Source organism: Proteus sp. GOKU, assembly GCF_015475555.1.
GTDB classification, from domain to species: Bacteria; Pseudomonadota; Gammaproteobacteria; order Enterobacterales; family Enterobacteriaceae; genus Proteus; species Proteus mirabilis_B.
The window spans coordinates 1,933,129-1,959,464 of record NZ_CP034105.1 but is presented as its reverse complement, the minus strand read 5'-3'; the positions used below and the strand labels follow the sequence as shown (position 1 = coordinate 1,959,464).

At 34.7% G+C, this 26,336-nt stretch carries 20 protein-coding genes, 1 tRNA gene and 1 pseudogene; 11 read left to right on the top strand and 11 right to left on the bottom strand.

The window, feature by feature from the left end; genetic code table 11:
• Positions 1–2 precede the first annotated feature (2 nt).
• Positions 3–877, top strand: a pseudogene (locus EHE21_RS09165) (EamA family transporter).
• A gap of 83 nt (positions 878–960) precedes the next feature.
• Positions 961–1,416, top strand: a complete 456-nt coding sequence (locus EHE21_RS09160) for a YaiI/YqxD family protein (RefSeq protein ID WP_088495601.1) — start codon at positions 961–963, stop codon at positions 1,414–1,416.
• Between the two features lie 101 nt (positions 1,417–1,517).
• Here the strand turns inward: EHE21_RS09160 and EHE21_RS09155 are convergent, their stop codons facing one another.
• A complete protein-coding gene (locus EHE21_RS09155; RefSeq protein ID WP_194952492.1) occupies positions 1,518–2,756 on the bottom strand; it encodes a TerD family protein in 1,239 nt (412 codons plus the stop codon).
• Positions 2,757–3,195: 439 nt separating this feature from the next.
• On the opposite strand from EHE21_RS09155, the gene EHE21_RS09150 reads away from it, so the two are divergent.
• From EHE21_RS09150 to EHE21_RS09140, 3 genes are all read left to right on the top strand, one after another.
• Positions 3,196–3,546, top strand: a complete 351-nt coding sequence (locus EHE21_RS09150; protein ID WP_194952491.1) for a hypothetical protein — start codon at positions 3,196–3,198, stop codon at positions 3,544–3,546.
• Between the two features lie 270 nt (positions 3,547–3,816).
• On the top strand, positions 3,817–5,217 hold the full coding sequence (locus EHE21_RS09145; protein ID WP_194952609.1) for an amidohydrolase: 1,401 nt from the start codon (positions 3,817–3,819) through the stop codon (positions 5,215–5,217).
• Between the two features lie 360 nt (positions 5,218–5,577).
• Positions 5,578–7,236: a DUF4139 domain-containing protein gene (locus EHE21_RS09140; protein ID WP_194952490.1), complete on the top strand. Its 1,659-nt coding sequence runs from the start codon at positions 5,578–5,580 to the stop codon at positions 7,234–7,236.
• 102 nt (positions 7,237–7,338) lie between these two features.
• Here the strand turns inward: EHE21_RS09140 and EHE21_RS09135 are convergent, their stop codons facing one another.
• From EHE21_RS09135 to EHE21_RS09110, 6 genes are all read right to left on the bottom strand, one after another.
• Entirely contained in the window at positions 7,339–8,373 is a 1,035-nt protein-coding gene (locus EHE21_RS09135) for a serine hydrolase domain-containing protein (protein WP_194952489.1), read from the bottom strand.
• On the bottom strand, positions 8,370–8,816 hold the full coding sequence (locus EHE21_RS09130) for a GNAT family N-acetyltransferase (RefSeq protein WP_228766758.1): 447 nt from the start codon (positions 8,814–8,816) through the stop codon (positions 8,370–8,372). The genes EHE21_RS09135 and EHE21_RS09130 overlap by 4 nt, the downstream gene beginning before the upstream one ends.
• A gap of 224 nt (positions 8,817–9,040) precedes the next feature.
• A complete protein-coding gene (locus EHE21_RS09125) occupies positions 9,041–9,697 on the bottom strand; it encodes a glutathione S-transferase family protein (protein WP_194952488.1) in 657 nt (218 codons plus the stop codon).
• A 279-nt stretch (positions 9,698–9,976) separates the two neighbouring features.
• Complete coding sequence (gene yidZ / locus EHE21_RS09120) at positions 9,977–10,951, bottom strand: HTH-type transcriptional regulator YidZ (RefSeq protein WP_194952487.1); 975 nt, start codon at positions 10,949–10,951, stop codon at positions 9,977–9,979.
• Positions 10,944–12,122, bottom strand: a complete 1,179-nt coding sequence (locus EHE21_RS09115; protein ID WP_194952486.1) for an MFS transporter — start codon at positions 12,120–12,122, stop codon at positions 10,944–10,946. Before EHE21_RS09115 ends, yidZ begins: the two co-directional genes overlap by 8 nt.
• Positions 12,123–12,270: 148 nt before the next feature.
• Positions 12,271–13,647, bottom strand: a complete 1,377-nt coding sequence (locus EHE21_RS09110; RefSeq protein WP_194952485.1) for a hypothetical protein — start codon at positions 13,645–13,647, stop codon at positions 12,271–12,273.
• Positions 13,648–13,816: 169 nt separating this feature from the next.
• On the opposite strand from EHE21_RS09110, the gene EHE21_RS09105 reads away from it, so the two are divergent.
• On the top strand, positions 13,817–15,376 hold the full coding sequence (locus EHE21_RS09105; RefSeq protein ID WP_194952484.1) for a bifunctional metallophosphatase/5'-nucleotidase: 1,560 nt from the start codon (positions 13,817–13,819) through the stop codon (positions 15,374–15,376).
• Positions 15,377–15,564: 188 nt separating this feature from the next.
• Positions 15,565–16,335, top strand: coding sequence for a DUF4184 family protein (locus EHE21_RS09100; protein ID WP_194952483.1), 771 nt, complete (start codon positions 15,565–15,567; stop codon positions 16,333–16,335).
• Positions 16,336–16,399: 64 nt separating this feature from the next.
• Here EHE21_RS09100 and mnmH read toward each other — a convergent pair whose 3' ends face one another.
• The 4 genes from mnmH to EHE21_RS09080 form a co-directional block, all read right to left on the bottom strand.
• A complete protein-coding gene (mnmH, locus tag EHE21_RS09095; protein ID WP_194952482.1) occupies positions 16,400–17,485 on the bottom strand; it encodes a tRNA 2-selenouridine(34) synthase MnmH in 1,086 nt (361 codons plus the stop codon).
• Positions 17,486–17,684: 199 nt separating this feature from the next.
• Entirely contained in the window at positions 17,685–20,768 is a 3,084-nt protein-coding gene (locus EHE21_RS09090) for an efflux RND transporter permease subunit (RefSeq protein WP_194952481.1), read from the bottom strand.
• 10 nt (positions 20,769–20,778) lie between these two features.
• A complete protein-coding gene (locus tag EHE21_RS09085) occupies positions 20,779–21,867 on the bottom strand; it encodes an efflux RND transporter periplasmic adaptor subunit (RefSeq protein ID WP_194952480.1) in 1,089 nt (362 codons plus the stop codon).
• Between the two features lie 138 nt (positions 21,868–22,005).
• Positions 22,006–22,689, bottom strand: coding sequence for a DUF6304 family protein (locus EHE21_RS09080; protein WP_194952479.1), 684 nt, complete (start codon positions 22,687–22,689; stop codon positions 22,006–22,008).
• A gap of 144 nt (positions 22,690–22,833) precedes the next feature.
• Between EHE21_RS09080 and EHE21_RS09075 the strand changes: the two genes are divergently transcribed.
• The 4 genes from EHE21_RS09075 (at position 22,834) to EHE21_RS09060 (ending at position 26,312) form a co-directional block, all read left to right on the top strand.
• Positions 22,834–22,905 (top strand) — tRNA-Arg (locus tag EHE21_RS09075).
• An 87-nt stretch (positions 22,906–22,992) separates the two neighbouring features.
• Positions 22,993–25,305, top strand: a complete 2,313-nt coding sequence (locus tag EHE21_RS09070; protein WP_194952478.1) for a hypothetical protein — start codon at positions 22,993–22,995, stop codon at positions 25,303–25,305.
• A gap of 144 nt (positions 25,306–25,449) precedes the next feature.
• Positions 25,450–25,869: a hypothetical protein gene (locus EHE21_RS09065; protein ID WP_194952477.1), complete on the top strand. Its 420-nt coding sequence runs from the start codon at positions 25,450–25,452 to the stop codon at positions 25,867–25,869.
• Positions 25,870–25,898: 29 nt separating this feature from the next.
• Complete coding sequence (locus EHE21_RS09060) at positions 25,899–26,312, top strand: DUF6122 family protein (RefSeq protein WP_194952476.1); 414 nt, start codon at positions 25,899–25,901, stop codon at positions 26,310–26,312.
• Positions 26,313–26,336 lie beyond the last annotated feature (24 nt).

Here is a 26,336-nt window from a genome sequence, read left to right as displayed (position 1 = left end):
TTATGAATCGATACACAACATTACTACTAACGGCATTAGCTCCTATTGTATGGGGGAGCACTTATATTGTGACAACGGAAATGTTGCCCGCTAATGTTCCCATGACGTTAGCTGCATTACGAGCATTACCTGCAGGAATTTTATTATTAATTATCATGAGACAACTGCCACAAGGTATATGGTGGTTGCGTGTCATTATTTTGGGATTTTAAATTTCTCGCTGTTCTGGTGGCTATTATTTATTTCAGCCTATCGTTTACCTGGTGGTGTTGCTGCAACAGTGGGTGCCGTTCAGCCTTTAATTGTCTTATTTTTATCTCGGTGGTTATTACAAACACGGTTATCATGGTTGTCTATTTCAGCCGCATTAGGCGGTATTTTTGGTGTGGCAATACTGATATTGACACCGAATGCAGCGCTTGATCCTATCGGAATAATTGCAGGATTAGGCGGTGCATTTTCTATGGCGACAGGTACTGTATTAAGTCGTCGTTGGCAACCGCCTGTTACACCTTTAACGTTTACAGCTTGGCAATTAACCGCTGGTGGCGCTGTATTATTACCTTTTGCGTTATTTTTCGAACCCGCATTACCTTCATTAACAGGAATTAATCTTTTAGGCTTGGCTTATTTAACCTTAATCGGTGGGGCATTAACCTATATTTTCTGGTTTAGAGGATTAGCATTATTGGGACCAAGCTCTGTGGCTTCATTAGGCTTTTTAAGCCCACTAAGCGCGGTTATTTTAGGTTGGGCATTGTTAGGACAACAATTAACGAGTTTACAAATTCTAGGCATGATCGTGATATTAATTAGTATCTGGGCTAATCAACAGTCAGAAAAACGAGAAAGAGCAAAGCTTCAGTCACTTAGTTAGGATTAATGTGTTATTTTAAACGCCACAAATACAGACCATTTAATACCGACTGTTTAATACCGAATAATCAAGAGAGTGTTGTTATGCCTATATGGGTTGATGCTGATGCATGTCCAAAAGTAATCAAAGAAGTGTTATATCGTGCAGCAGATAGAGAAAAAGTGATTATTACTTTTGTTGCTAATCAACGATTAATCGTGCCCGCATCGCCTTTCTTACGTACATTACAAGTTTCTGCTGGGTTTGACGTTGCTGATAACGAAATTGTTCGCCGTACTAATAAAGATGACTTGGTTATTACCGCTGATATTCCATTAGCAGCCGAAGTCATAGAAAAGGGCGCAGTCGCTCTAAATCCAAGAGGCGAACGTTATACTGAAGCAACTATTCGGGAACGTCTAAATATACGTGATTTTATGGATACGATGAGAGCAAGCGGTATTCAAACTGGAGGTCCTGCAAGTTTAAGCCAACGCGACCGTCAACTTTTTGCCAATGAATTAGATAAGTGGTTTTTACAACAAAAAAAGCGCGCTTAATTTAATCAGCAATAAATGCTTTTAATAAATAAACGGGCATAGATATTATTGCCCGTTTTTCTTTAAGATAAACTTTAGATTATTTCTTTTTTATAATGAGATCAGACATAACGTTTAGTGCCTAAAATACTGGGTTTCTTCCCTTTAAAAACATGAGGGCCATCCATTGTTAATTTAAGCTCATTACCATTGCGAGTTAACCAAGGTGTCGCTTCACTACCTGCTCTTGATGTTACACCTGATGGTTTTAATGTAATGCTATCTTGATCAATTTCAATAATACCAATCACATAGGTATAAATCATATTATTGAAAAAGCCTTTCTTATATTCACAAGAACATTCAACCACTTGATTGCCATATTCCATACGCATTGTTGGTTTTAATGAGGCAACAGAAACACAACCGTTACTAATTGCAGAGTAAACACTACAAACCAACGCGACTTTACCGCCCATTAATTGGGAAATAGCAGGGTTAATCTCAACGGTTTCGCAACCGGGTTGTTCTTGACTCACACTCACCACATCACCGGTATGGAAAACAAAAGGATCAGAATTAAAAGCGCCGCTTTTATCTGGCGCTTGAATAATCGACATTTGACCATTCGGGCGTAAAATTCCCACACGAAGATCTAAATCATCATTATCTTTTCCATCTCCATTATCTATCCATGTTGCACTGACTAAAATACGCTTAGGTGCATCATTACCTTTTAGCAATGAAACACGATGACTACTATCAGGTTTAGTCAGTTTCACTACGCTTTTTTGTATATTTACGGGAGCAGGTGGTGGTGCAATAACTGGAGCAGGCTCTTCAACTTCAACACCGTAAAGGTTACATAAGCCCGCAAGTCCAGAAGCAAAACCTTGCCACACAGAACGGACTTTATTCTGACCATTTCGAACATAAAGTTCTAAAACGATGATGCCTGTTTCTTGTGAAAACTGGCTCGGCGCTAACTCAATAACTTCATTATTTATCAGCACTTGTGCTTTTAATTGATTAACAACAGCGAAACCGCCAGCACTGCCATCTTGCGTTAATGTAATTGCTATTTTGGTAATATTTGCGGGCAAACGAGAAAAATCAAAGTCAATACTATGAATAACTGTTGAGCCTTGAGTTATCGGTGAAATAAACGAAGCTGCACCAGAAGCATGATGAGGAGCATTAAAGAAAACCATATCGTCGTCATTAACGACTTTTCCTGAGCCAGTTACTAAAAATGCAGTCAGATTAATATCAAGATTATAGCCTACTGCATGAGAGACTTTAACTTGTCCTTTATTTTCGCTGAGTGATGTATTTTCACCCGGTTGCAACGTTTTACTCATTAAACCGCTCCTTGATTGATAAGACTAACTGCAAGAAATTTAGATAACAAAGGGTGTTCAAATTAGTGACACTATAAATTTAAGTCACTGCAACTGCCAACTTTTTGCTAATGGATAAGATAAATGACTTTTATAATAAAAAAGAATCCTAAGTTGATACATTAACATAGGTTCTTTCACTAAAAACGGTCATATAACTCTCGCTCGCTTTCTTACCTTAATTGCTGCTTAGAATAACATCCTAAAAAACCATTAAGCTTTTCTATTCTATAACGCATGAAATCATATAATGCTTCAATGATACACAAAGAATCAGGGTATTAAGTCAAACAACAAGAAATAAACAGGTAATAATTTGGCAATTTTACATAAATTTATAATAACCACTATGTTAAAATGGTCTTTTGACATCTATTAGATGAACCTAGGGAGCATTGCCATGAAAAAGAGAGTCCTATTATCTGTTATTTTATCTTCTTTATTTCTATATTCATCGGTAGCTTCTGCCTGTGCTTATTGCTACGGCTACCATGATAGAGCTCAATCAAATTATAGTGATAGCTACTCTAACTTAGTGCGCAGCTTTGAAGATAAACGCTATGAGCTAAATAAGCTTTATGATCAAGGCGTCAAAGAGACAGATGACAAAGCCCAAACATTAATTAAAGATTTAGATTCATTATCAAATCAAATCCAAACTGAACGAGATAATAATCGTTCATACCGACACAACCGATATCAAGATGATAGAAATCATAATCGTGGATATCATAATAACCGTTGCTGGTAACTCACTCTTGTCATTCACAGACAGATAACCAGCCAGTGTAGCGTTTGTTATTAACAATAAACGCTACATGCCTCATTTAATCTCGCCACTCTCTACGACATATTTCGTATCTATCGATAAGACTAACTGCAAGAAATTTAGACACCGATTGCGATAATAACTTCAATTAATTATTTATTCGGTGATCTCATTCACTTTCGGTTAATATCAAAAGCCGATGAATTTATTTATAATCTTAGGAAAATTTTCCCATCAAGACGAGAGGTAATGATGTCATTTTCTAAATCTATGCTTGCTTTGGCTGTCATGGCGGTCTCCTTTTCTAGTTACGCGGCAAAACAAGCTGATTTGATGATAGTTGACGGTACTGTTCTAACTATGGATCAGCAAAATAAAATCATTGAACAGGGCACTGTTGTCGTAAAAGAAAATAAAATTATTGCCGTTGGTGGCCCCGAGCTTTCTAAAGAATATCAAGCCAATAAAGTGTTAGATGTTGATGGTGATATTGTGATGCCGGGTTTAATTAATACCCATACGCATGGTTCGATGACTGTATTTCGTTCCTTAGCCGATGATGTACCAGACAGACTTCACCGTTATATCTTCCCACTCGAAAGCAAAATGGTTTCTCGCGAAATGGTCAGAGTGGGTGCCAATCTTGCAAATATCGAAATGGTAAAAGGTGGTGTAACAACTTACGTTGATATGTATTACTTCGAAGATGAAGTCGCTAAAACTGTCGATAAAATGGGTAATCGCGCAGTATTAGGAGAATCTGTTATTAATTTCCCAGTTGCAGATGCGAAAACACCAGAAGAAGGTATCCAATACGCAGTAAACTTTATTAAAGAATATAAAGATCACCCTCGTATTATCCCAGCATTTGCACCACATGCTCCTTATACAAATACCACAGAAAACCTTCAGAAAATTGCTAAATTATCAATAGAACTTGATGTTCCTGTTATGATCCATTTGGCTGAAACCGACCGTGAACAAGAAGAAATCGCTAAACGTACTGGCGGTAAAAGTCCAGTGCAATATATGGCAGATATCGGGGCGCTAAATAATAAAGTTATCGCTGCTCACGCAATTATGGTTGATGATAAAGATATTGATTTACTGAAAAAATATGATGTTGGTGTTGCTCATAATATCAGTGCAAATACTAAATCAGCAAAAGGTGTAGCGCCTGTCGTTGCGATGTTAGAAAAGGGTGTTCGTGTGGGCTTAGGGACTGATGGTCCAATGTCGAGTAATACGCTAACGACCATGAATGAGCTAAATCTTGTGGGTAAAATCCATAAATTAGAGAATAAAGATCGTGCTGCTATGCCACCATTAACCGTAGTAGAACTGGCAACAATGGGTTCAGCGAAAGTACTACATATGGAAGATAAACTGGGCTCTTTAGAATCAGGCAAACTTGCTGATATTATCGTTGTTGATACTAAATCGCCTAACATGGTGCCAATGTATAGTCCTTATGCAGCATTAGTGTATGGCGCAAATGGCAGTAATGTTCGCCACACCATCGTTGATGGAAAGATCTTAATGGAAGATCGTCAGCTATTAACCGTTGATGAAAAAGCTATTATTAAAGAAGCACAAGATTTCTCTAATAAAGTACGCAAAACTGTTATCGATAGCGGTGAAGTTGTTAAATAAGAATTGATAAAAATATCTTTATTCTGGGCAGTTTATTTTTAAACTGCCTTTTTTATTGCTATTGCCAGAGTGTATTAATCTTTTCTGCTTATTTTTATCTAAACAAGACGATATAAAGCTAATAAAAGCTAAATATTGCACCATCATTAAGATAATCCTTATTATTTAAATATTCATTTAATTAAAAATGCTAACACACTGTTTTATCTGTTTTTTCCACTTCGTAACTATCAGATTTTAAGTTTATTCTGTTATCAAATTTATTAGAGATGCAATACTATCTAAATATACTTGTGCAACAGTGCATCTCTATTTTGAAGTTCTCACTAATACTGCTCATCAACTACGGATAGAATAAAAATGATGATTAAACCCAATAAATTAACGCTATCGCTTATTACATTATCTATTATTAGTGCAACTAGTGTTTTTGCTAATGAAATCAATTCAGTAGATCCGACTAAACCGCTTAATTACGATATAAAACTCAACCAAGCAACGATTTTTTTACGGGGTGCTGAACTTGAAAATAACGTCACTCTTAACTTACCTGCAGGGCAGAGTGAAGTTGTTTTATCTAATGTTGCAGACAATATTGATCCTAGAAGCTTATCAATTAGCATTGATAATGAAGATGTGATTATTAATACCATTAACGTTAAAAAAATTCCTATTGCTCCTAGTTACCCTTCTAACATTGCAGTATTGATGGAAAAACAGAAAGACATTAATAAGCGAATTGAAGTATTAAACATCAATATTAATGTGGGTGATGAACAAATTACTTTATTAAAAGACCAATCATTTTTTGGTTATGGTGAAACTCAGTCATTAGAACACTCATCACAAAAATTTGATTTTATTAGCCAAAAAATGACATCTATTTTAAATCAGCAAAAAATGGCGCGTGAAGAAATTGCTGAATTAACAGAACAATTAGAAGAGTTAAACCGACAATTAGAAATTGATATGCCAATTATTGCGCAAGAGAAAACACAAATTGTTTTATCTTTAGGCACATCAAAAAATCTAACCAGCAAAATGCGTATTTCTTATATAACGCCAGATGCTGGATGGTCACCTGCTTATGATATCCGAAGCCAAGGAATGGATAAGCCAATATTACTCACCTATAAAGCGGATGTTATTCAAAATACAGGCTTAAATTGGGATAAAGTAAAACTGGTTTTAACATCTACTAATCCATCACTTAATATCACTGCACCAACATTATCACCTTGGTATTTATCTCTTTATAATAACACTTCGAAATTTAAACAATCCAATATGGACATGAGGATGGCTATGCCAGCTCCAGTGTTAGAAGAAATGAGTGAAAGGGAAAGCATGGCACCAAGAGAGCGACTAAGTAAAGGCGTGACTCGTTACGTAACAACCAATAATAATGGTATCAATTTAAGCCATGCTATCGCGTTACCTTACACCTTAAAAAATAGCACAGAGCCTAATACATTAGTGATTAATCAAAAAGAAGTTGTTGCGGATTATCGCTATTTAACAACGCCTAAATTAGTTGAAGAAGTTTATTTACAAGCTGAAGTTAAAGATTGGGAAAACTTAAATTTACTTAATGGTCGTGCGAATATCTACTATATGAATAGCTTTGTTGGTAATAGTTATATTAATACCAACGAATTAACAGAGTTACTTAGCATTCCATTTGGAATAGATAAAAATATTCAAATTAGCCGTATTAACAATGAGAAAATAAGAAAAGAGCCTATCTTTATTGGTACAACGATTGAACAAAAAGAGAGTTATACCATTAAAGTAAGAAATACTTATAACTCTCCTGTAAAAGTCACTATTTACGATCAACTACCACTTAGCCAAGAAAACAATATCAATGTAGCAGATGCCATTTATAAAGATGGTGTGCTTGATAAAGATACTGGTGAAATTAAATGGGATATCACATTAGGTGCCAAAGAGGAAAAATCATTACCATTGAATTATACTCTTTCTTATCCTAAGAATAGACAAATTATGGGATTATAATTTCTCTTATCTACATTTAAAAAATAAAATAGAAGAGGGTGCAATTGCACCTTTTTCTATTTTAAATAAGAGCTATTTTTTCATTTTCTCTATTTTTGCCGACTAATTAAGCAAAATTTTTGCGGCTTTAGTTGCAAGTAAATCAATATCATAGTTTTCACGATTAGATAGAACGGTGATAGTGAGTTTAGATTGTGGGAAACGCATAAAATAGGTTGAAGTTCCCATCCAACCCCCTGAATGTTCAAAACTTATTTCACCCAGTGTATGATTAATAAAAAGGCCAAATCCATAAGCTTCATAATCAATTATCGGCTTACCTTCACGCGTAGAATTAGGAAAAGGTTGTGTCATTTTCGCAATAAGCTCAGCACCACCCACTTTTGCGGTACTAAAGTTTTCACCCCATTTCATTAAATCGTTCGCACTTGAATGTACTGCACCATCTCCAGTATGTGTCCAAGGACTTTCTGATAACTCATAGTTTCCTTGCTCATTTTCCGCATATCCAGACACAATAGGATTTATTGTAGGATATTCTTCAACAATAAACGTATCGTTCATTTGTAATGGCGCAAAGATACGCTCTTGAGCAAAAACTGAAAATGGTTGTTGAGTTACTCGCTCAATGATCTGAGAAAGTAAAAAATATCCAGTATTGTTATATTCAAATTTACTGCCAATAGGGTAGTAAGTCTCTGTTTGCTTTACAATATCAGCAAAACTTTCTTCTGGCGTAAGTTGCGTTGTGTAAGAAACACCTCGCTCAAACGCTAATTCCATATAATCAATTAATCCACTGGTATGGGAAACTAAATCGTTAATTGTGATCGCTTTGGCATAGTCACCTAACTCCGGCAAATAAATAAGAATTGAATCATCAAGTGATAACTTTCCATCTTTAGCCAGAAGCAATATAGAAAAAGCGGTAAATTGCTTTGAAACAGAAGCCAAATTAAAGACACTATTTTCATCAATTAATTGATTTTTAGATATATTCGCAAGACCTTTTTGAGCTTGATATATAACACCATCATCAAAACGAGCCTGTATAATAATACCCGGTGTATTCTCTGAAATAGGACTTAATAACTGTTCTATCTGTTCTTGCTTGCTATTATTTTTTATATTTTTCATTGTGTTACTCTTATTATTGCTAACATATCATCCCCATCTTTATCCATACCTATCTCTTCAAAACCAAAAGAGGCATAGAATGTTTTAGCCACTGGATTTAATGGGTTATAACAGATCTCAATTTCATTGATTTCTTTATCTTGTTTAATTTCATTTAAAGCAAGCTGAAGGGCATTTCTGCCTAATCCTTTATTTTGGTGTGCTTTATCTATCATAAAACGCCAGATAGCAATTTTATGCGAGTTTTCTTTTACCCACATAAAAAAGCCAACTGGTTTATCTGATAAATAAATACCTCTGACGACATAGTTTTCGTTATAAGCCGCCTCAACTAAAGACCATATATTAGAAGCAATATAGTCTTCTTGATATTCTTCCACTTCAAGCAAGCTAATTTCTTCATAATTATCTGAAGTGATACGTTTTAAACTGATATCCATCATATTCTCTTTTTAAATCACTAAATCGCATTTTAATAAAAACTCATTGTTTATTATCTGCGATAAAATTAAAGAAAGATTAAGAGAAGATTTAGATAGCACAATAAGACACATTATTTATAAAAGGGAAAATATAAAAATATTTTATTTACTCACCTTAAACTTAAAAAACTAAGGTGAGTATAAAAAAGATCAGCATTAATTATTCTGCATATTTAATCTAATAATTAAGCCAATATCTCTTCATTTTTAGGTTGGCAATTTGCTAATATCGCTTTTTTAACAGCAGGGCGTTGATTAATTTTATCCAGCCACTCAATAACATATGGGAATGTTGTAAGATCTAAATTTAACTCTTCCCATGTTCTTAACCATGAAAAAGTTGCAATATCAGCAATTGAGTAATGATTTCCTGCTAAATAAGGCGTTATTGTGAGTTGTCGTTCAATTACACCCAATAGACGCAAAGATTCATTTGTATAACGTGTAATTGCCTCAAGATTTTGTGTTTTAGAACCATGCAAAAACCACCATAATTGCCCCATCATAGGGCCAACACCTGCGATTTGAAAATTTAGCCATTGCTGGATACTCAAATTCTCTTTCATTGATACCGATTTAAATACTTTATACTTATCATCGAGGTAAGTTAATATCGCACCTGATTCAAAAACAGTCATATCCTCCTCATTGTCAACAATTGCAGGTATTTTTCCATTTGGGTTGATCGCCAAATATTCTGGGCTACGCTGAACGCCCGTCGATAAATCCAAATAGATTTTAGAATGTGCTAATTGAGCTTCATGTAAAAAGATACTAATTTTTAAGCCATTAGGCGTATTAGAGGTATAAAAAATTAGCTTTTTATCAGGTGATTTTTTCATGTTGTACTCTCTACAGTTTATATTCTTTAAATATTATTTAAATTGCAAAAGCAATCATTGCAATTGCAACTATATATTTTAAGTATAAGGAGATCAAGCACGATAAAGTGCATAACATGATCCTCTGATGTCAGAAAGAGTATAAAAAGAGGTTAAAAATAGGGTGGTATACGATAGCGATATAAAAAACAGGATAAGATTATTTATTAATAATAATCTTAATCCTGCTAATAATTTTCGGTAAATACAGAAGAAACTAAATAAATAGCAGTAAGACTTTTAACGACTATTTTTCTGCATAAATTGATTAACACTATTTTTGATAGTTTCTCTTAACCACAACACTTTAGAATTATACGCATGGCGTTTATGCCACAGTAAAATAAATGAGATATCAAGCTGTTCAGAAACACTGTGTGGCAGTGGTAGAGGTAATGTCACTAAATTAGGTAAAGCTCTAGAGATATAATGTACACAATATCCAGGCAAACAAGTAATAAGTTCATGATTAGGTTGAGAAATCATAAATAAAGTTTGCTCAAATGACGTGTAAGTTATGGCTATATTACGTAAACGCCCATGCTCTGCCAAAATATCATCTAATGCCCAATGAGGTCGTTTATCATATTCTGTTGAGATGTGAGAATAGCGTAAAAATGTCTCTAAATTCCAAGGCTCTTTTAATAACGGGTGATCTTTTCGCACATAAACTAATGGCGTATCACGAAAAAGCTCTTCACAATCGATGACTTCAGGTAATAAATGTAATGCTTCTTTAGAGCCTGAATAATATTCACGACCTAAAAAAGCAATATCAGCATCACCGTCAATAATGCTCGAAAGTGAGTTATATTCCCAATTTCGTATTTGCACCATTGATTGAGGATAATAATTCAATATTTCTAAAGGGAATTGATTCAATAACACCTGATGTAAAGGGGATTCCAATATTAAACTAAAATGAACACCTTTAGGTGTCTCGCTATTTTGCTTACCCGCGATATGGTTACCAATATTAATAAAATCGGAAAGAGATTCTTCAATACTTAATGTCAAAGGTGTTGGAATTAATCCCTGAGGGCTGCGAACGAAAAGAGGATCATCAAACCAAACGCGCAATTTAGCCAATGCTTTACTCACCGCAGAAGGTGAAATAGACAACCATTTTGCAGTCAATGTAACACTACGCTCTTGTAAAAGAATTTGAAAAATAACCAATAAATTCAAATCTATTCGATGTAATGGCTTATGCATCACAATTCACCTTTTGTTGTTGTCCAGAAGAACGAAAGAGATGCAAAAAGGTAAAACCAATAAAGCTACTTACAAACAATATAATCATCAGCATATTAATTGCAGATATTCCTAACCACCCCATAGTCCAGATATAAAGAGATGCAAAACTCAACTGCAAAATCCCTAAAATTGAACTGGCAAGCCCAGCACGCTGGCTAAATGGAGAGAGTGCTTGACTCATTATAATACCAAATAGTAACGCAAACCCCGCGCCACATAATGAAAATGAGACAAAGAACCAGCGAGGATCACTGTTTTTTCCGATGAAAAGAAAAATAGCCGCACCCAAAAAGCTTGATAAACCCGTATACAAAATAGTTTCATAGCGGAGTTTTGTTAATATTTTCGGCATCATAAACGAAGTGACCATACTGACCATCGCAAGCAATGTAATTGCTGTTGAATACTGCCCAGTGGTGTAATGCATTTGCTGCATAATCACGATTGGAGAGATATTAACATAAGTCAGGATCACGCTCATTCCCAAGCATGAAATAAGCAAACGACTTAAAAAGAAGCTATTTAAAAAAGATTCATCGGTGAGTGTAGTCGTTTTATTTTTACTTTTAGCCAACTGTTTTGGTTTGGTTTCTTTTATCACAAAGAAACAATAAATAAAGATTAATGACGCGTAGATTGCCATGGCATAAAACATGACCGGCCATTTAAATTTTAATAAGATCAGAAAACCTAAAACAGGCGCTAATACTGGAATAATACAAGTAATGCCATTTATCATAGAAAGAACTTTAGCGCGTTGTTTTTCAGCTAATGTATCTCGTAATATCGCAAAAGTAACAACATAACAAAATCCAGCCCCAATACCTTGGAAGAAGCGTGCGATCAAAAAGTTATTTTCCGTTACCGAAACTCCAGCACCAAATGATGCCAATAAGAAAATAACGGTTCCAAGCAATACAACAGGTTTACGTCCTAAATTATCACTACACCATCCTGCAATTAACATGGATGAAACCATGCCCATTAAATAAATTGAAAAAGCTTGATGTAATGTCACTTCCGATGCGTTTAAATCATTTGCGATTGCCGTTAAACCCGTTAAATGTAAGTCCACACCAAGAGGGTAAATCAACACTAAGCAAAAGCTAAAAAGGATATATTTTGTCATCCAGCCACCTCAATTATTCTGATGAAGAGGCATTCTAGTCGTCAAAGAAACTGAAACCTAATGACAAAAAAGCAATCTCTAATTTCCATTTTGGAAATATCCGATTATACTTTTCGAGATCAAACGGTAATGATAAGGTATTTTTATTTTAATTAAACAGTGATTTTATCGTTATCTTTTCTTTTATTAGTTCCATTCTTTGTGCTGGCGTTCCACTTTCATTACTAAGACAATAATTATAGTAAAAACTATAAATAGATAATAATAATTTTACTGTACTAGGCGATAAGGTTTTCAAAAATACATCAGGAAATTTTTCTTTAAATGATTGAATAAATAGATGGCTGTAATCAAGAGAAGGGGATATTTTAGTATAAAAACTAACATCATCTGTTTTATTTAACCCCAAATTACATAGATAGAATAACTCTTGATTATCTTGAGATATAAACTCATACCATTTGTTATTCCACCAACCCAGTGTATAACTTCCTTTATAATTAAAATCTGATGTTAGGCGTGTTCCCTTTGAAACCACATAATAAAGGTTAGATGTTTTTTGTTTTATTTCTTTACCGTAGGCAACCATACACCCACCACGGATAAAGCTATCATGATAAATAAAATGATGTTTAATACTTATTGGTAGAATAAACTTTAATTTAAGAAAGTGAAAATGTGATAAAACAACAGGTTCAATAATATGCTCAGAGCAAATCTTTTCTGTGTATTGAATTTGACCAAAACTTTTTCTACTATTTATTTGCTCATATCGCATAATAATATTATCGAGTAATACACCTTGAGTATTATCTAATGTCTCTTTTTTAGTGTTGTTATGATATTGACTATCAGAGCTCACTAATATTTCACTCCAATTAACACTTGGAAGAAAAACATAACCTGTTTTAGAGCAACAGGTTACCATCCCAAAAAGCTCATTTGAAAAGCCTTTTGTTGTGTTGTTACGGCAACTCAACGTAAATACGTTTGTTTGCAAATCATAAGTTTTATTTTTATCTAATAACTTTTCATATTGCCTTGTTTTTATTTCTATTATCTTTTCAATAGCAGATAGTTTTCTATAAAACAGAGCAGGGGTAATGTTTAAATTCTTAATAATATAAGTGGGTGTTTGCGATTGTAAAATAAGAAGTTCTATTATTTTATTATTAATAGACTTTGAGTCTATATTGTTTTTAAGAGAAAAAACCGTATTACACTGTTTACATTGATAGCGTACTGTTCCTTTTCCTGTCTTGCCATAAAGTATTTTTTCTGATGAATCACAATTTGGGCATTGCTCATTAATATTTAAATTAAAAAAATCAATATAAGGATTTAATAATGCCTTTATATCTTCATTATTAATTAATACGCTACTACCGCCACAACAATTGCAATAAACGGCAGGAAAACCTAATTTAAAAGACGGGATCACATAGGCATTTTCTACAACTTCAGAAAAATGCTCACAACCCTCTGTTTTACATACATTAACATTAATTTCCTTTACTGTTTTCATCAGTTCTTATCACAAAAAACCAACACAAAATGATAATAACATAATTCAACTACGCGTAATGCTAACGCACTGTGATAGTTATCATACTTTTAACAAGTCAGGTATTATTAACTAAATACCGAACATCAACCAGGTTATTTCAGTATTTTTATTATTACAGGATATTATTATGAATAAGCCCGTTCTTATATTACCTCTGTTAATTGGCGCTTTATTAGGAAGTTCTTCCGTATTCGCTCAAGAAATTACTATTTATCATACTAACGATTTACACGCGAATGCCGTTCCTTTTAAAGCACCTTATGTTAGTAAAGATAGATTAGTCGGTGGGTTTGCAAATATTGCGACCATTGTTAAAGATGCTAAAAAAAATAATCCAGGCGTTTTATTTCTTGATGCTGGTGATTATTTTACAGGACCTTATTTAAGTACTTTAACTCAAGGTGAGGCCATCATCGATATCATGAACGAGATGTCTTTTGATGCAGCTTCCGTGGGTAATCATGAATTCGACCATGGTGTCGAAAACATGGTGACTCAACTTAAAAAAGCAACATTCCCTGTGCTTTTAGGTAATGTTTTCTATGAAGATAACGGCAAAGCTGTCTGGGATAAACCGTATATTATAGTAGAAAAAGAAGGCGTGAAATTTGGTGTAATTGGATTGCATGGTAAGTTTGCTTTCTATGACACGGTTAATAAAGATAAACGAGAGGGTGTTGAGGCAAGAGATGAAGTTGAATACCTTAATAAATATCTTAATGAACTGAAAGGAAAAGTTGATATAACCGTATTACTCGTTCATGAAGGTGTTCCAGCAAGACAATCCAGTTTCGGCTCGGCAGATGTCGCTCGTATGCTACAAAAAGATATTGAATTAGCACAACAAGTAAAAGGGCTAGATATTTTAATTACTGGCCATGCTCATGTGGGTACTCCAGAACCTATTAAAGTAAACGACACGTTGATTGTTTCTACGGATGCTTATGGCATTAACGTTGGAAAATTGGTGTTAGATATAAACGACAAAACTAAAAAAATTGATAACTATAAAGGTGAGCTAGTTAATATCTTTGCTGATGAACACAAGCCTGATCCGGATACGCAGAAAAAAATAGAAACATGGACTAAAAAATTAGACGAAATAGCACAACAAAAAATTGGCAATACTCAGAATGAACTAACGCGTTCTTATGGTGAGTCTTCTGAAATTGGTAATTTAATTACTGATGCTTTTTTAGTCACAGATAATCGGGCACAAGTTGCTTTTGTTAATAGTGGCGGTATTCGTAACGAGATCCATAAAGGAGATATTACGATCGGGGATATTATTAGCATGTTCCCATTCCCAGATGATTTAACTTATATGGAATTGAGCGGTAAAGACTTACGGGATTTAATGAACCATTCTGCAAATTTAACTAATGGTGTATTGCAGGCATCTAGTGGTTTTGAAATGAAATATGACAGTACTAAACCTGTAAACGAACGTGTTGTCTCAGTTTCTATCAATGGAAAACGTGTTGAAGATAATACTTACTATCCAATTATTGCTAATTCATTCTTAGCGAGAGGCGGAGATGGTTTTACAGCCTTCACTCAGGGTCGAAATGCTAAAGATATTCCTAATACCAGCGCAGCTACGGCAGTAATTGAATATATTAAGCAAAAAGTTACTATCAACATACCTAAAGAAGAACGAATTGTTGATATCTCTGCAAAAAAATAGTGTGTAAAAATCAATAACCCCATCATCTAACGCCATTAATGTTCTCACCATTAATGGCATTTTTGTATTAATGACAATGAGCTAATTTAATCTTAATAATCGTTGTGATATCAGATAAAGCCTAGCTAATCTACTGATATACTCATACTAATTTTTGTTATTCATCTTCATATTATAGAGATATTCCTATGCCGTGGACTTTTTCACATCCTTCTATTGTTTTCCCCATAAAGCAGTCCCGAATAGGAAAAAGCCTTAGTTTACCTGCATTAATTGTAGGAAGTACTTCACCTGATTTACTCTATTCTTTTGGCCTATATCAATCAGCGACAACGGCACATGATTTATTGGGCTGGTTTTATACAGCATTTCCTTTTTGCTTACTGGTTTTTATTCTAAATTATTTACTACGGGAGCCATTAAAGTGCGTATCGCCGATCCCCTTATATGAGCCAATAAAACCCAATATTCGAGCATTAAGCTTATTTGTTTTATCCCTGTATATTGGCGCGGTAACTCATATTGTATGGGATTCTTTTACTCACGAAACAGGAACCGCCGTCAGATTTTTTTCTGTACTACAAGCACAATTACTACAAGGAATGACCGATAGCCAAGAGATTGCTATCTATAAATTATTACAACATTTAGGCTCTGTATTAGGGTTGCTTTATTTATGTTGGAAATATATTCAATACCAGCGCAAACAAGACGCGCCAACACAAAAAGAGAACCGTATTAAGTTATATCGCTTAATTGGGATTGGCTTTCTATCTGGATTATGTGCTTTGCCTTTAGCTTTACAACTCTCAAATAAGGGGCAGGGAATTAACATTAATCGGTTTATTTTCCTTGAACTCTCTTTAGCGGTGCCTTTCTTCTTTGGTTTAGTGATAATCTTAGGAATCTGGGTATATCGAACTAAATTTGGCTCAAGTAAACAAAAAAGAGCCCCATAATATAAACTTACGGGGCTTTTCTTTGGTATGCGCTGTATTTAATACAGGAAATCTTAGCTATTTATTAGCTTTTAAACCACAGCATGACTTCTTCATAACTTCCTTGGTAAATAATCTTATCTTCCTTTTTGCTTAATTGATAACGATACATAGGATCGTAATATTCTTTAAGTAAAGGGGTTAACCAAGAAAAATGCGCTTCTGTATTAGACTCTTTTTTCTGAATTTCTAAGGCATTATCTAGCAACTGCGTTAATTCCATTGCTCTTTGAGAGCCCAAGCGACGGCGGATAGCAAATAAACCATGATGTAAATAATCACTGTAAGCTTGCCAACCTTTCTCTTCGCCATACGCTTCCAGATAATCGTGCGTCATACGATCAAAATACTCTGCTTTCAAACGTTCTATGCGTCGCTCTAAGGGATCATCCACAACAACTATTGAAGCATCAAGCATTTTTGCTCGCAAACATTCAGGTAATCCATTGGCTCCAATAGCACGACCTTCATCCTCAAGCACCCATCGTGTATATTTCGGTGATTTTTTCAACATCTCAACACCAAGGTGGTTTTCAAATGTCGCTTGAGGAAATTGCGCTTCTACTGTACGACCAAAAGACGAACCTCGATGGTGCGCAATACCTTCAAGATCAATACCCTCTGGTAATGAACGCACTAAAGTCGTTTTTCCATTACCAGTACATCCACCAATTAAGATAATAGGGCGTTGAACTAATTCATTGGTCATTTCAATAACAGTCTGTCTTAGCGCCTTATATCCACCTTCAATTAATGGATAATCTATACCGATCTCTTTAAGCCATTGCTGAACGATATGAGAACGCATTCCTCCACGAGCACAGCAAATATAACCATTTGGAAATTGCTCACAAGCTTCACGCCAAGCTGCGATACGGTTATCACGAATTTCACCACTAACCAATTGATGCCCTAAATCAACCGCTTTTTGTGAGCCTTGTTGTTTATAACAAGTTCCCACAGCAGCACGCTCTTCATCATTCATTAAAGGTAAATTAATCGCATTAGGGATTGAACCTTGATTAAATTCAATAGGCGCACGCACATCAATAATAGGTGTGTTATTAGCAAGGATATGTCGAATATTTTGAGCAGAAAACGCTGATTCCATAATAAAAATTGTTATATCTAGTCTAGCTGAAAGATTGACTACTATACTCTTAAGAACATGTTATGACACGCTCTGATCGTATATTTTTATTAAATTATAGTGTGTTATTTCTAACAGAATAATTTTTTCTAGAGCAAAAAAAATACACCACAGGGAGTATCTCCTGCGGCGTATTTCTTAATTTGTCACAATGGCATGGCTACCACTGCTTAATATTTCTATCTTCTTGTGTCACTGACGTTAATTTGGCTAATATCGGTAATAATTTGTGCTTAAAATCATCCATAAAGGTGTAAATAACAGGTACAAATAACAGGCTTAATAATGTTGAACTGATTAACCCGCCAATAACCGCGATAGCCATAGGTCCTCTGAAACCCGCATCCGCACCAGTCGTTAAAACAAGAGGGATCATTCCTGCAATCATTGCAAACGTGGTCATAATAATCGGTCTAACACGCTCTTGACCTGCCTCTAAAATTGCTTTTTCACGACTTAACCCAGCACGCTCTTTTTCAAGAATAAACTCAACTAATAATATCGAGTTTTTAGTGACAATCCCCATAAGCATAAGAATGCCAATAATCACAGGTAGATCAATCATCGCACCATATAAGACTAAAGCGATAATAGCGCCACCAATAGAAAAGGGTAATGCGACCAAAATAGTTACTGGTTGCATAAAATCTTTAAACAACACAATTAATATAGCGAGAACGAGTAATATGCTAAAAATCATCGTTGAACCAAAACGCATTAGCATATCGTGCATATATTCTGTGTCACCGTATTCAACTTGTGACACGGTATGCGGTAACTGTTGATATTCAGGTAGTGCCATTACAGCTTCGATTGCTTCACCCAAACTAATACCATCCAGATTACCTTCAATCGCTATTTTTCTTTGACGGTTAATTCGCTCAATTTGCGAAGGACCATCTCCTGAGTCTATTTTAGCCATTGTTTTAATCGGAACGGGTTGTTGCCCAGCGCTATTTACATAGAGATTATTAAGTAACTCAATATTATCTTGTTGATATTCAGGTAAAATAACCTGAACAGCTAACTGTCTATCGGGTAGATTAAATTTAGCACTACGAGAATTTGCCTCTCCCATTGTGGCAATCCGTAATGTATTCGCAATCTCTTCAACATTTATTCCAGTACGGCCTAAATTATCTAGCTTCGGTGTAACAATAAGCTCTTTACGCAGTAATGGCTTAACAACTTGGATATTATTAAATCCTGGAAGTTTTGCTATTTTATCGGTTAATTTTTGTATTTCTCTATCCAATTCTTCAGCATCATTCCCACTAAAAACGAGTGAAAACTCTTTATTACCACTGCTGTTACTAAATGAAAACTTAATATCTGCGCGCTGATTAAAGAGCGTTGTCACTTCTTGCTCAAACTCTTTTTGTGATAAAACACGCTCATTAGGCTCAGATAAGGTGAGAATTATCTCGCCTTTATGTTGAGCAATACCATCAGAGTCATCAGCAATGCCGGCAATAGTATAAACAGACTTAATTTCCGTTCTCTCTTTTAATAAACGAGTTAACTGATTAATCTCTTTTTGTGTCTGTTCAACTGGAGAGCCGGGCGGTAATTCAACACTAATTTGACTAATACTAATATCACCTTCGGGCATAAAACCGACGGGTAATAAACGAATGGCTGCCATTGATCCAATTAAAAAACTGAGTGCAATGGATAAAGCGAGTTTTCGGTGTTTTAAGGTTAGTGATAGAAAATAAGTATATTTACCAATCCAACGAGGTGTTTTGTGTTCTTTGCTTTTTGTCTGAGGCAGCAAAATATAAGCAGCCATTAGCGGAGTTACTAGGCGAGCAACTAGCAAGGAAGACAATACCGCCGCAGATACAGTGATACCAAAAGGAATAAAATATTTACCGACAAATCCGCCCATAAAACTAACAGGAAGAAATACAGCCACAATTGTTAAGGTAATAGCCACTATCGCAAACCCAATAGCATCAGATGCTTTTAATGCAGAAATATAGGGCCGTTCACCATGTTCAATATACTTTTGAATATTTTCAATTTCGACAATAGCATCATCCACTAAAATACCTATAACAAGTGTTAATGCTAATAACGTAATATTGTTTAAACTATAGTCAAAAAGCAGCAAAACAAGGAATGTGGGTAATATGGACAAAGGGAGTGCAATTGCGGCAATTAATGTTGCTCTCCAGCTTTTTAAGAAAAATAAAACGATAATAACCGTTAAGAAAGCCCCTTCAATTAACGTTTTAATCGTTAAATGATAGCTCGATTCGGTGTATTTTACTGTTGATGAAATAAGCTCAATATTAATATCTGGGTTAGTTGCTCTTAGTTGTGCCAATACTTTTTCGACATTGTCAGCAACGACCGTATCACTAGAACCTTTTGTTCTATATATCGCAAATCCAACACCATCATTGCCATTAAGTTGAGAAATAGATTTAGTTGATTTTTGCCCATCATAGATATTGGCGACTTCACCTAATTTGATCCATTGCCCATTATCAGTAGGCAATAGAATATTTTTAATTTCCTCAACACTTTGTTTTTCACCTAAAACACGGATGGTATGTTGCAGTGTATTATATTTGGTACTTCCTCCCGCTGAATTTTGGTGAACACCTCGTAAAAGTTCATTAATCGTCGTAATAGGGAGCTGTAATGCCGCTAATTTTTGTGCATCAGGTTCGACACGAATAACGCGCTCAACATCACCTAAGCGCCTTATTTTTTGTACACCTGAAACCATTACGAGTTGTTTACTAATAGTATCATCGACATACCATGATAAATCGGTCAGTGACATCGTTGAGGAAGAGACCATATAACGTAAAATGGCACCACCTTCGACATCTACACGACTAATTAAAGGCTCGTCAATAGTTTGAGGTAGCTCACCTCTAATTTGCACAATTTGTTCACGGACATCGTTCGTTGCTATATAAGCATCAATATTTAAGTCAAACTCAATAACCGTTGAAGAAGCACCTTCACTAATTGAAGAAGTAATATGACGAATACCCGGAATACCTGAAACAGCTCGTTCAACACGCTTTGTTACCGCATTTTCTAATTCAGTGGGCGAAGAGCCATCTTGTGTAATTGTGACGGTTACAATAGGGAAAGTAATAACCGGATTCGCCGTAACAGGTAATTGAATAAATGAAAAGATACCCGCAATAGTCAATACCAAAAAGATAACAATGGTTGGAATTGGTTTGGTTATCGCCCATGAAGATAATTGTAATTTCATTGAATATCCTTCATTGGACAAGATCACCTTGAGATAAAAAAGCTTGAGCATAAGCGACAACCTTAATATCAGTAGATAATGGGCTTAATATTTCTACTCGCCCATTATGAACACTACCAATATCAACAGGTTGAATTTCAATTCTTCTATCATGATTAACAATAAAGATATTCCGAATGCCATTAGCTTCGGTTCTGATTGCACTATACGGAAGTGTCATTCTCTGTTGTGGCTGTTGGGTATAAACCATGACACCCATTTCACCAATACGATGATTATGTTTGTCTGTTAATGAAACTCTAATTTTTCCTAACTGGGAATAGGTCTCTATTTTTGAAGAAATAAAGCGAATTGCACCAGATAGTTCTTTATTTGTGTAATCTTTGACTTTTACATCTGATGAATGATTAATTTGTGATAGCTCAGATAAATGCGCATTAGCTTCAAACTCTATTTCATTATTTTCAATAATTTTAAATAACAAAGCATTGTCAGAAAGAGTGCCATTCATTGCATGACGTTCGCTAATAACACCAGCGACTGGGGCAATAATTTTAGATTTATCTTCTTGGCTTTGTTCCCTTGCTAGTTGCGCATTTAATTGGCGTAATTCTGCACGAGTGGCTTCTAATTCTGCTTTTTTAGCCAATGTTTCTGATTTGGCTTTTTCAAAATCATTGGCTGAAATAACCCCTTTATTAGCCAAAGCGCTTAAACGAGTTAATTCTTTTTGTGCCTGTTCTGCTAACACTTTTTGCTGTTGTATATAAGCCGTGGCTTTTTCGGTTTCTGCTTTTAACTGCATTACCGCGGCTGTTTGAAGAGGTGATTCTAATGTTGCTAGTAGCTGATTTTTTTCTACCCATTGTCCTTCTTCAACAAAGACCGCTGTCACCATCTGTTGTTGTAATGGTGAACCAATAGAAATTTCATTTTTGGCAACAAAAATACCCGGTATATTAAGAACCTCTACGTAACGATCAATTTTAGGCTCTGTTACACTTAGTTTAATGATATTTTCATTTTCTTCGGCATGAATAACCGATGTCAGAAAACAACTGAAGAAAACAAATGTTATCTTCAATAGAAGTTTTTTCATAAATCTTTATTTCCCTAAAAATAATAGGGAACAATGTAATGCCGAGGTAATATCCATTCCTTAAATTCAAGTTAAGGTAGGATATTTATTTTAATAAGATTTTAATCTAGTAAAGTTCACAACAATATTTATATAAGATTAATAGCACTTATATAACCAATCTTCTTCACTACAATGAATGAACTCAGAACAAATAAACGTTTCTTGTACCTGAGAAAGTTGATTTTCTTGATATATATTATCCCATACATCTAATAATGAACATTTATCCTTAACGTATGAAAGCGCATTTTTGGCAGATTTAAAACAAGCTAAATCACCAAAATCATTATTACCTACAGGATGGTAGCTTGAATATTTACAAGATAAACAACAATTTATTTGGCAATGTTCAGGTAATCGTTGCCGTAAATCAATAAGCGCATTTTCAGCAAATGAAAATAACCTCTCAGATTTATAGCTAACATCATGATAATTAAATGAATAAGAGATATCATTTTTATCGTTTGTATAATCAAATTGCAAAATAATAGGTGCAATGGTCTCTAGTCCTGCTTCCACGATCGTTATTGGATATTCAATACTAAAAACACCTTGTACAGTGTCAAATTCATCTATATCAAATAATCCAATCACTTCTTCTTTATTAATTTCAGGAAATGAAAGTAAGTTAAATGAAGGTCCACTAAATGAAATATCCCTTAAGACAAACGTTAATAAATGTCCATCTGTCATTAATGTTCCAACTTCAGATCCTTTACAATCAGAAAAATAAAATGGCAACGAAAGCCCTGATAAATTTGATTGTGCTAATGGTTTCATTTTTAATCCTTTATAAAACCGTTATATATTCAACAGATACTATCATCATATTGTTTTATTTAGGTGCGTATTTTTCACTATTTTAATCATTGTGAAGACAATTTAGATGATATTTTTTGTTTATCACTTATAATCACAACGTATTCCAGAATAGCTCAGTGGCAGAGCATTTGGCTTCGGACCGAAAGGGCGCAGGTTCAACTCCTGCTTCTGGATCCCTCATTAATCATAATTTCTATTGCTTGTCTCCTTTCAAAGCAATCAAAAACCATCTCGAATACCTCTCTTTATTTGGTGAATATCATGGCTGATAAACAAAACCTATTACCTGTTGGACTTTCTTACGCACAATCGCAATTGGCTAAAACGCTAAGCCAACCCGAGATAAATAACAACAAAGTTCAACAATGGGAAGCCGTCTTACACCAAATACTGCAAGGACAAGCCAATTATGGCAGCCGAACACCATTCGAAAATACACCAGCATGGATCACGCTTGAAGTTATAAAAGGTGGATTCGCGACAGGTAATTGGTTAGCGGGTGGAGAAATAACACCTGAAGAGCAGCACCTATTAGATAAACTGCAAATAAAAACCTCGCCTGAAAATCAGCGATTAGCGTTAAATAGCTACTATTTAACTGATGAAGGAATGCATGTTCTTAATAAATGTTTAGATAATGAAAACTATCTTATTACCGTTCCTGAAGAGAGCGTTTTGCTCACTGTTGCATGGTTGATCAGAAATAAAGCTCAAGCTTACGCAAGAGACTTGCTTGATATAGTTTCACCTTGGTTTTCAGTATTAAGATTTTACCCTCATATTGTCGAACAGCCTGTTATTTCTAGCAGCACAGTAAGAGTGCAAGAGCTTGATATGACAATTTACGATCTTAAAAGAATAAAACCCAATAAACGTGTATTAGCTCAAAAAGAAGCCGTGACTATTTGGCATCCTTTTAAAGTGAAAATGATAGCGTTACTTTCAGAGATTGTTGATAAGTCATCAAGTTATACAATTACACCTTTATGGAGACAATCGGCAAAAGATCTTCTTGCTGAGTATTTCCAACTACGTAAACAATATTTCCTTTGCAATAAACCTATAAAAAATAAAGGTGACTTTGCAAAATTGCGTATTGCTATTGAGCAATTATCGCTCGAGAAAAATGAGTTAGAACTTCATCAAGCACAGCATATTCGTGTTTTATTGCAACGTCATATCGAGAAATATGGCGAGCCAAATTCAGAAAAAAGTGATAAAAAACAAAAAATAAAACAAGATGATGTGCAAGCACCATTACATTACACATTAAGTCGAGTCGTTTTAAACCGACTTGATAGCTTAGATATTAATAATGGCTTTGATGATAAAGAAATTGCCACAGAAGCTATTTCTGAAAGTGAAGCAAACCAATTTAACTTAACAAAAAATCATCCTATTCCAAGTATAATTACGTATAAAACAATGCGTAGTTTTAATACCACTGCAAGCCAACTTATCGAGCAAAAGTTAATCACATCATCAGAAGCTCTCAGCAATATTATTCCTCAAATTACAGCGAGTTTACGTGCTAATAGTTTGTTAGATATCCCATTGCGCCATCTTTACGAAAAAAACTATCGAGCATTTAAACAACGTCGCTCTTTATTACTATTAGATTTACAACATCAAGTACAATTAGAAGAGCTCCCGTGGGTTGCGATTATTGATAAGTTTCGTACAAAACAAATTTCTAACAAAACTATCTTCACGGAAGTATTAAATGAGTTTCTGTTATTAAACTTTCGTTATTTTCCACATACGCAGTTACCTAATCCTTTATTACAAGAACTAAACTCACTGACATCTCAAGTAGATCCAAGTATTAAATGGAGTGAAGAGCTTGCTGCAGACATTTTTATGGGAATGTTTAGTAAGAAAATCGCTAATATATTGGTAAAAAATGCTGATTCCGTTTTACCTTACAGCCTATATTCGCAATATTATAGAATTGATTATTTACTATTAAAACATGAGTTGCTCACGGCTTTATCCTCTGCAAATACACAAGGGGGAGACCCTTATGCAACATCCCGAGTGATCTTAAAATGGTGCGAAGATAGAACAAATGAAAAATTTGGCTCTTATTCTCCTGCAATAAATGGGGGAATACTTGAACAGTCCTACATATTAACAACCCATAATCTTAGTACTATTTTTAATAGTATTGGTCTTGCTGACAAATTAAAGCCATTCTTGCTTGATATGAGTAAACAATGCCTGCAAGTCATCAATCGCTATTTACAGGCTCCTTATCGTGGTTATCACGCATCATTAATCACAATAAAAAATGCGGCTTATGCATGGCGACAATGTGTTTTTTACCTTTCTTATTTATCACAAGAAGAACTGCAACAATTTATCTTATGGGCAGAGAATTATATTGATACCCAATCTCAATATTTCAAAACGCTGTTTATGCCAATTTGGAATGGGCTAATGACCGTAATAAATACGCCAAATGACTATAATTATGATGATAAAGCATCACATCTTATTTTTTATGGGTGGTCTGAAAAACATTGGATGATGAAGCCTATTTTAAAAGCTAATGGCGAAGAAGCTCGCGAATAAAATTAAGATATGCATAACAATTAAATAGGTAATCAGACTGAATTGTTCTTTTTTACCTATTTATTCTTATGCCACAATAGCGCCTAATCAGACTACTTCAATTCCATTCTTACCTAGTATTAGGCACTAATCACAGAGTTTTCTATGAACTTATTTTCACAAATATCGTTATATCTTGCGTCGTTAGGTACTTTATTTGCCGCATTACTGCATTTCTATTGTTTGTATTGGGGAGCAGAAGGTTATCGTATTTTAGGTGCCGGTGAATCTATTGTAAAAAAAGCAAAAGAAGGGCATTGGTATCCAAACTTTACAGCTATCACTGTTGGGATTATTCTCACAATATGGTCACTTTATGCTTTTAGTGCTGTAAATCCTATTATTACCTTACCTTTCACTAAAGTGATCCTTTCTTTAATCGCAACTGTTTTTCTATTGCGTGGTGTTGGTTTTCCTTTAATAAAAAATAGATTTAAGGGTAATAGCGATCTTTTTTGGTATGTCAGCTCTTCAATTTGTTTAATATTAGGGAGTTTGTATGCTATAGGTGCTTATTCGGTATAACACCACCTATGATTAGTTTAGAGGCTTAAGTGATATTTGAGATTTTTAGAACACTTTTACATTACAGTTTACACTTTTTAGCACCTATTTTATTAGGCTATCTTTTCTGGGGTAAGAATTGGAAGGTAGCCTCACTTCTTATGATAGGTACAATGGCCATTGATATTGACCATTTATTAGCAACACCTATTTTTGATCCCAACCGTTGTAGCGTAGGCTTTCATCCATTACATACGGTTTGGGCTGCTTTAATTTACTTAGGTATATGGTTTTTACCCTCATGGAAATTAAAAGCCATTGCAGTGGGGTGTTTATTTCATTTATTTACCGACTCAATTGACTGCTATTTAGGTGGATTAAAACCCAATCTAACAATAACGATGAGTTGTGATAAAAATTACTTAATGTCCGATCTCAACAATAAATTTATTGCCAAAAAATAGAAGGGAATTTTAAATATCCCTTTA

Excerpts from the sequence above, each read along its gene's own strand:
- EHE21_RS09160 (WP_088495601.1), top strand. The coding sequence starts at position 961 with ATGCCTATATGGGTTGATGCTGATGCATGTCCAAAAGTAATCAAAGAA.
- EHE21_RS09155 (WP_194952492.1), bottom strand. The coding sequence starts at position 2,756 with ATGAGTAAAACGTTGCAACCGGGTGAAAATACATCACTCAGCGAAAAT.
- EHE21_RS09150 (WP_194952491.1), top strand. The coding sequence starts at position 3,196 with ATGAAAAAGAGAGTCCTATTATCTGTTATTTTATCTTCTTTATTTCTA.
- EHE21_RS09145 (WP_194952609.1), top strand. The coding sequence starts at position 3,817 with ATGTCATTTTCTAAATCTATGCTTGCTTTGGCTGTCATGGCGGTCTCC.
- EHE21_RS09140 (WP_194952490.1), top strand. The coding sequence starts at position 5,578 with ATGATGATTAAACCCAATAAATTAACGCTATCGCTTATTACATTATCT.
- EHE21_RS09135 (WP_194952489.1), bottom strand. The coding sequence starts at position 8,373 with ATGAAAAATATAAAAAATAATAGCAAGCAAGAACAGATAGAACAGTTA.
- EHE21_RS09130 (WP_228766758.1), bottom strand. The coding sequence starts at position 8,816 with ATGATGGATATCAGTTTAAAACGTATCACTTCAGATAATTATGAAGAA.
- EHE21_RS09125 (WP_194952488.1), bottom strand. The coding sequence starts at position 9,697 with ATGAAAAAATCACCTGATAAAAAGCTAATTTTTTATACCTCTAATACG.
- yidZ (WP_194952487.1), bottom strand. The coding sequence starts at position 10,951 with ATGCATAAGCCATTACATCGAATAGATTTGAATTTATTGGTTATTTTT.
- EHE21_RS09115 (WP_194952486.1), bottom strand. The coding sequence starts at position 12,122 with ATGACAAAATATATCCTTTTTAGCTTTTGCTTAGTGTTGATTTACCCT.
- EHE21_RS09110 (WP_194952485.1), bottom strand. The coding sequence starts at position 13,647 with ATGAAAACAGTAAAGGAAATTAATGTTAATGTATGTAAAACAGAGGGT.
- EHE21_RS09105 (WP_194952484.1), top strand. The coding sequence starts at position 13,817 with ATGAATAAGCCCGTTCTTATATTACCTCTGTTAATTGGCGCTTTATTA.
- EHE21_RS09100 (WP_194952483.1), top strand. The coding sequence starts at position 15,565 with ATGCCGTGGACTTTTTCACATCCTTCTATTGTTTTCCCCATAAAGCAG.
- mnmH (WP_194952482.1), bottom strand. The coding sequence starts at position 17,485 with ATGGAATCAGCGTTTTCTGCTCAAAATATTCGACATATCCTTGCTAAT.
- EHE21_RS09090 (WP_194952481.1), bottom strand. The coding sequence starts at position 20,768 with ATGAAATTACAATTATCTTCATGGGCGATAACCAAACCAATTCCAACC.
- EHE21_RS09085 (WP_194952480.1), bottom strand. The coding sequence starts at position 21,867 with ATGAAAAAACTTCTATTGAAGATAACATTTGTTTTCTTCAGTTGTTTT.
- EHE21_RS09080 (WP_194952479.1), bottom strand. The coding sequence starts at position 22,689 with ATGAAACCATTAGCACAATCAAATTTATCAGGGCTTTCGTTGCCATTT.
- EHE21_RS09070 (WP_194952478.1), top strand. The coding sequence starts at position 22,993 with ATGGCTGATAAACAAAACCTATTACCTGTTGGACTTTCTTACGCACAA.
- EHE21_RS09065 (WP_194952477.1), top strand. The coding sequence starts at position 25,450 with ATGAACTTATTTTCACAAATATCGTTATATCTTGCGTCGTTAGGTACT.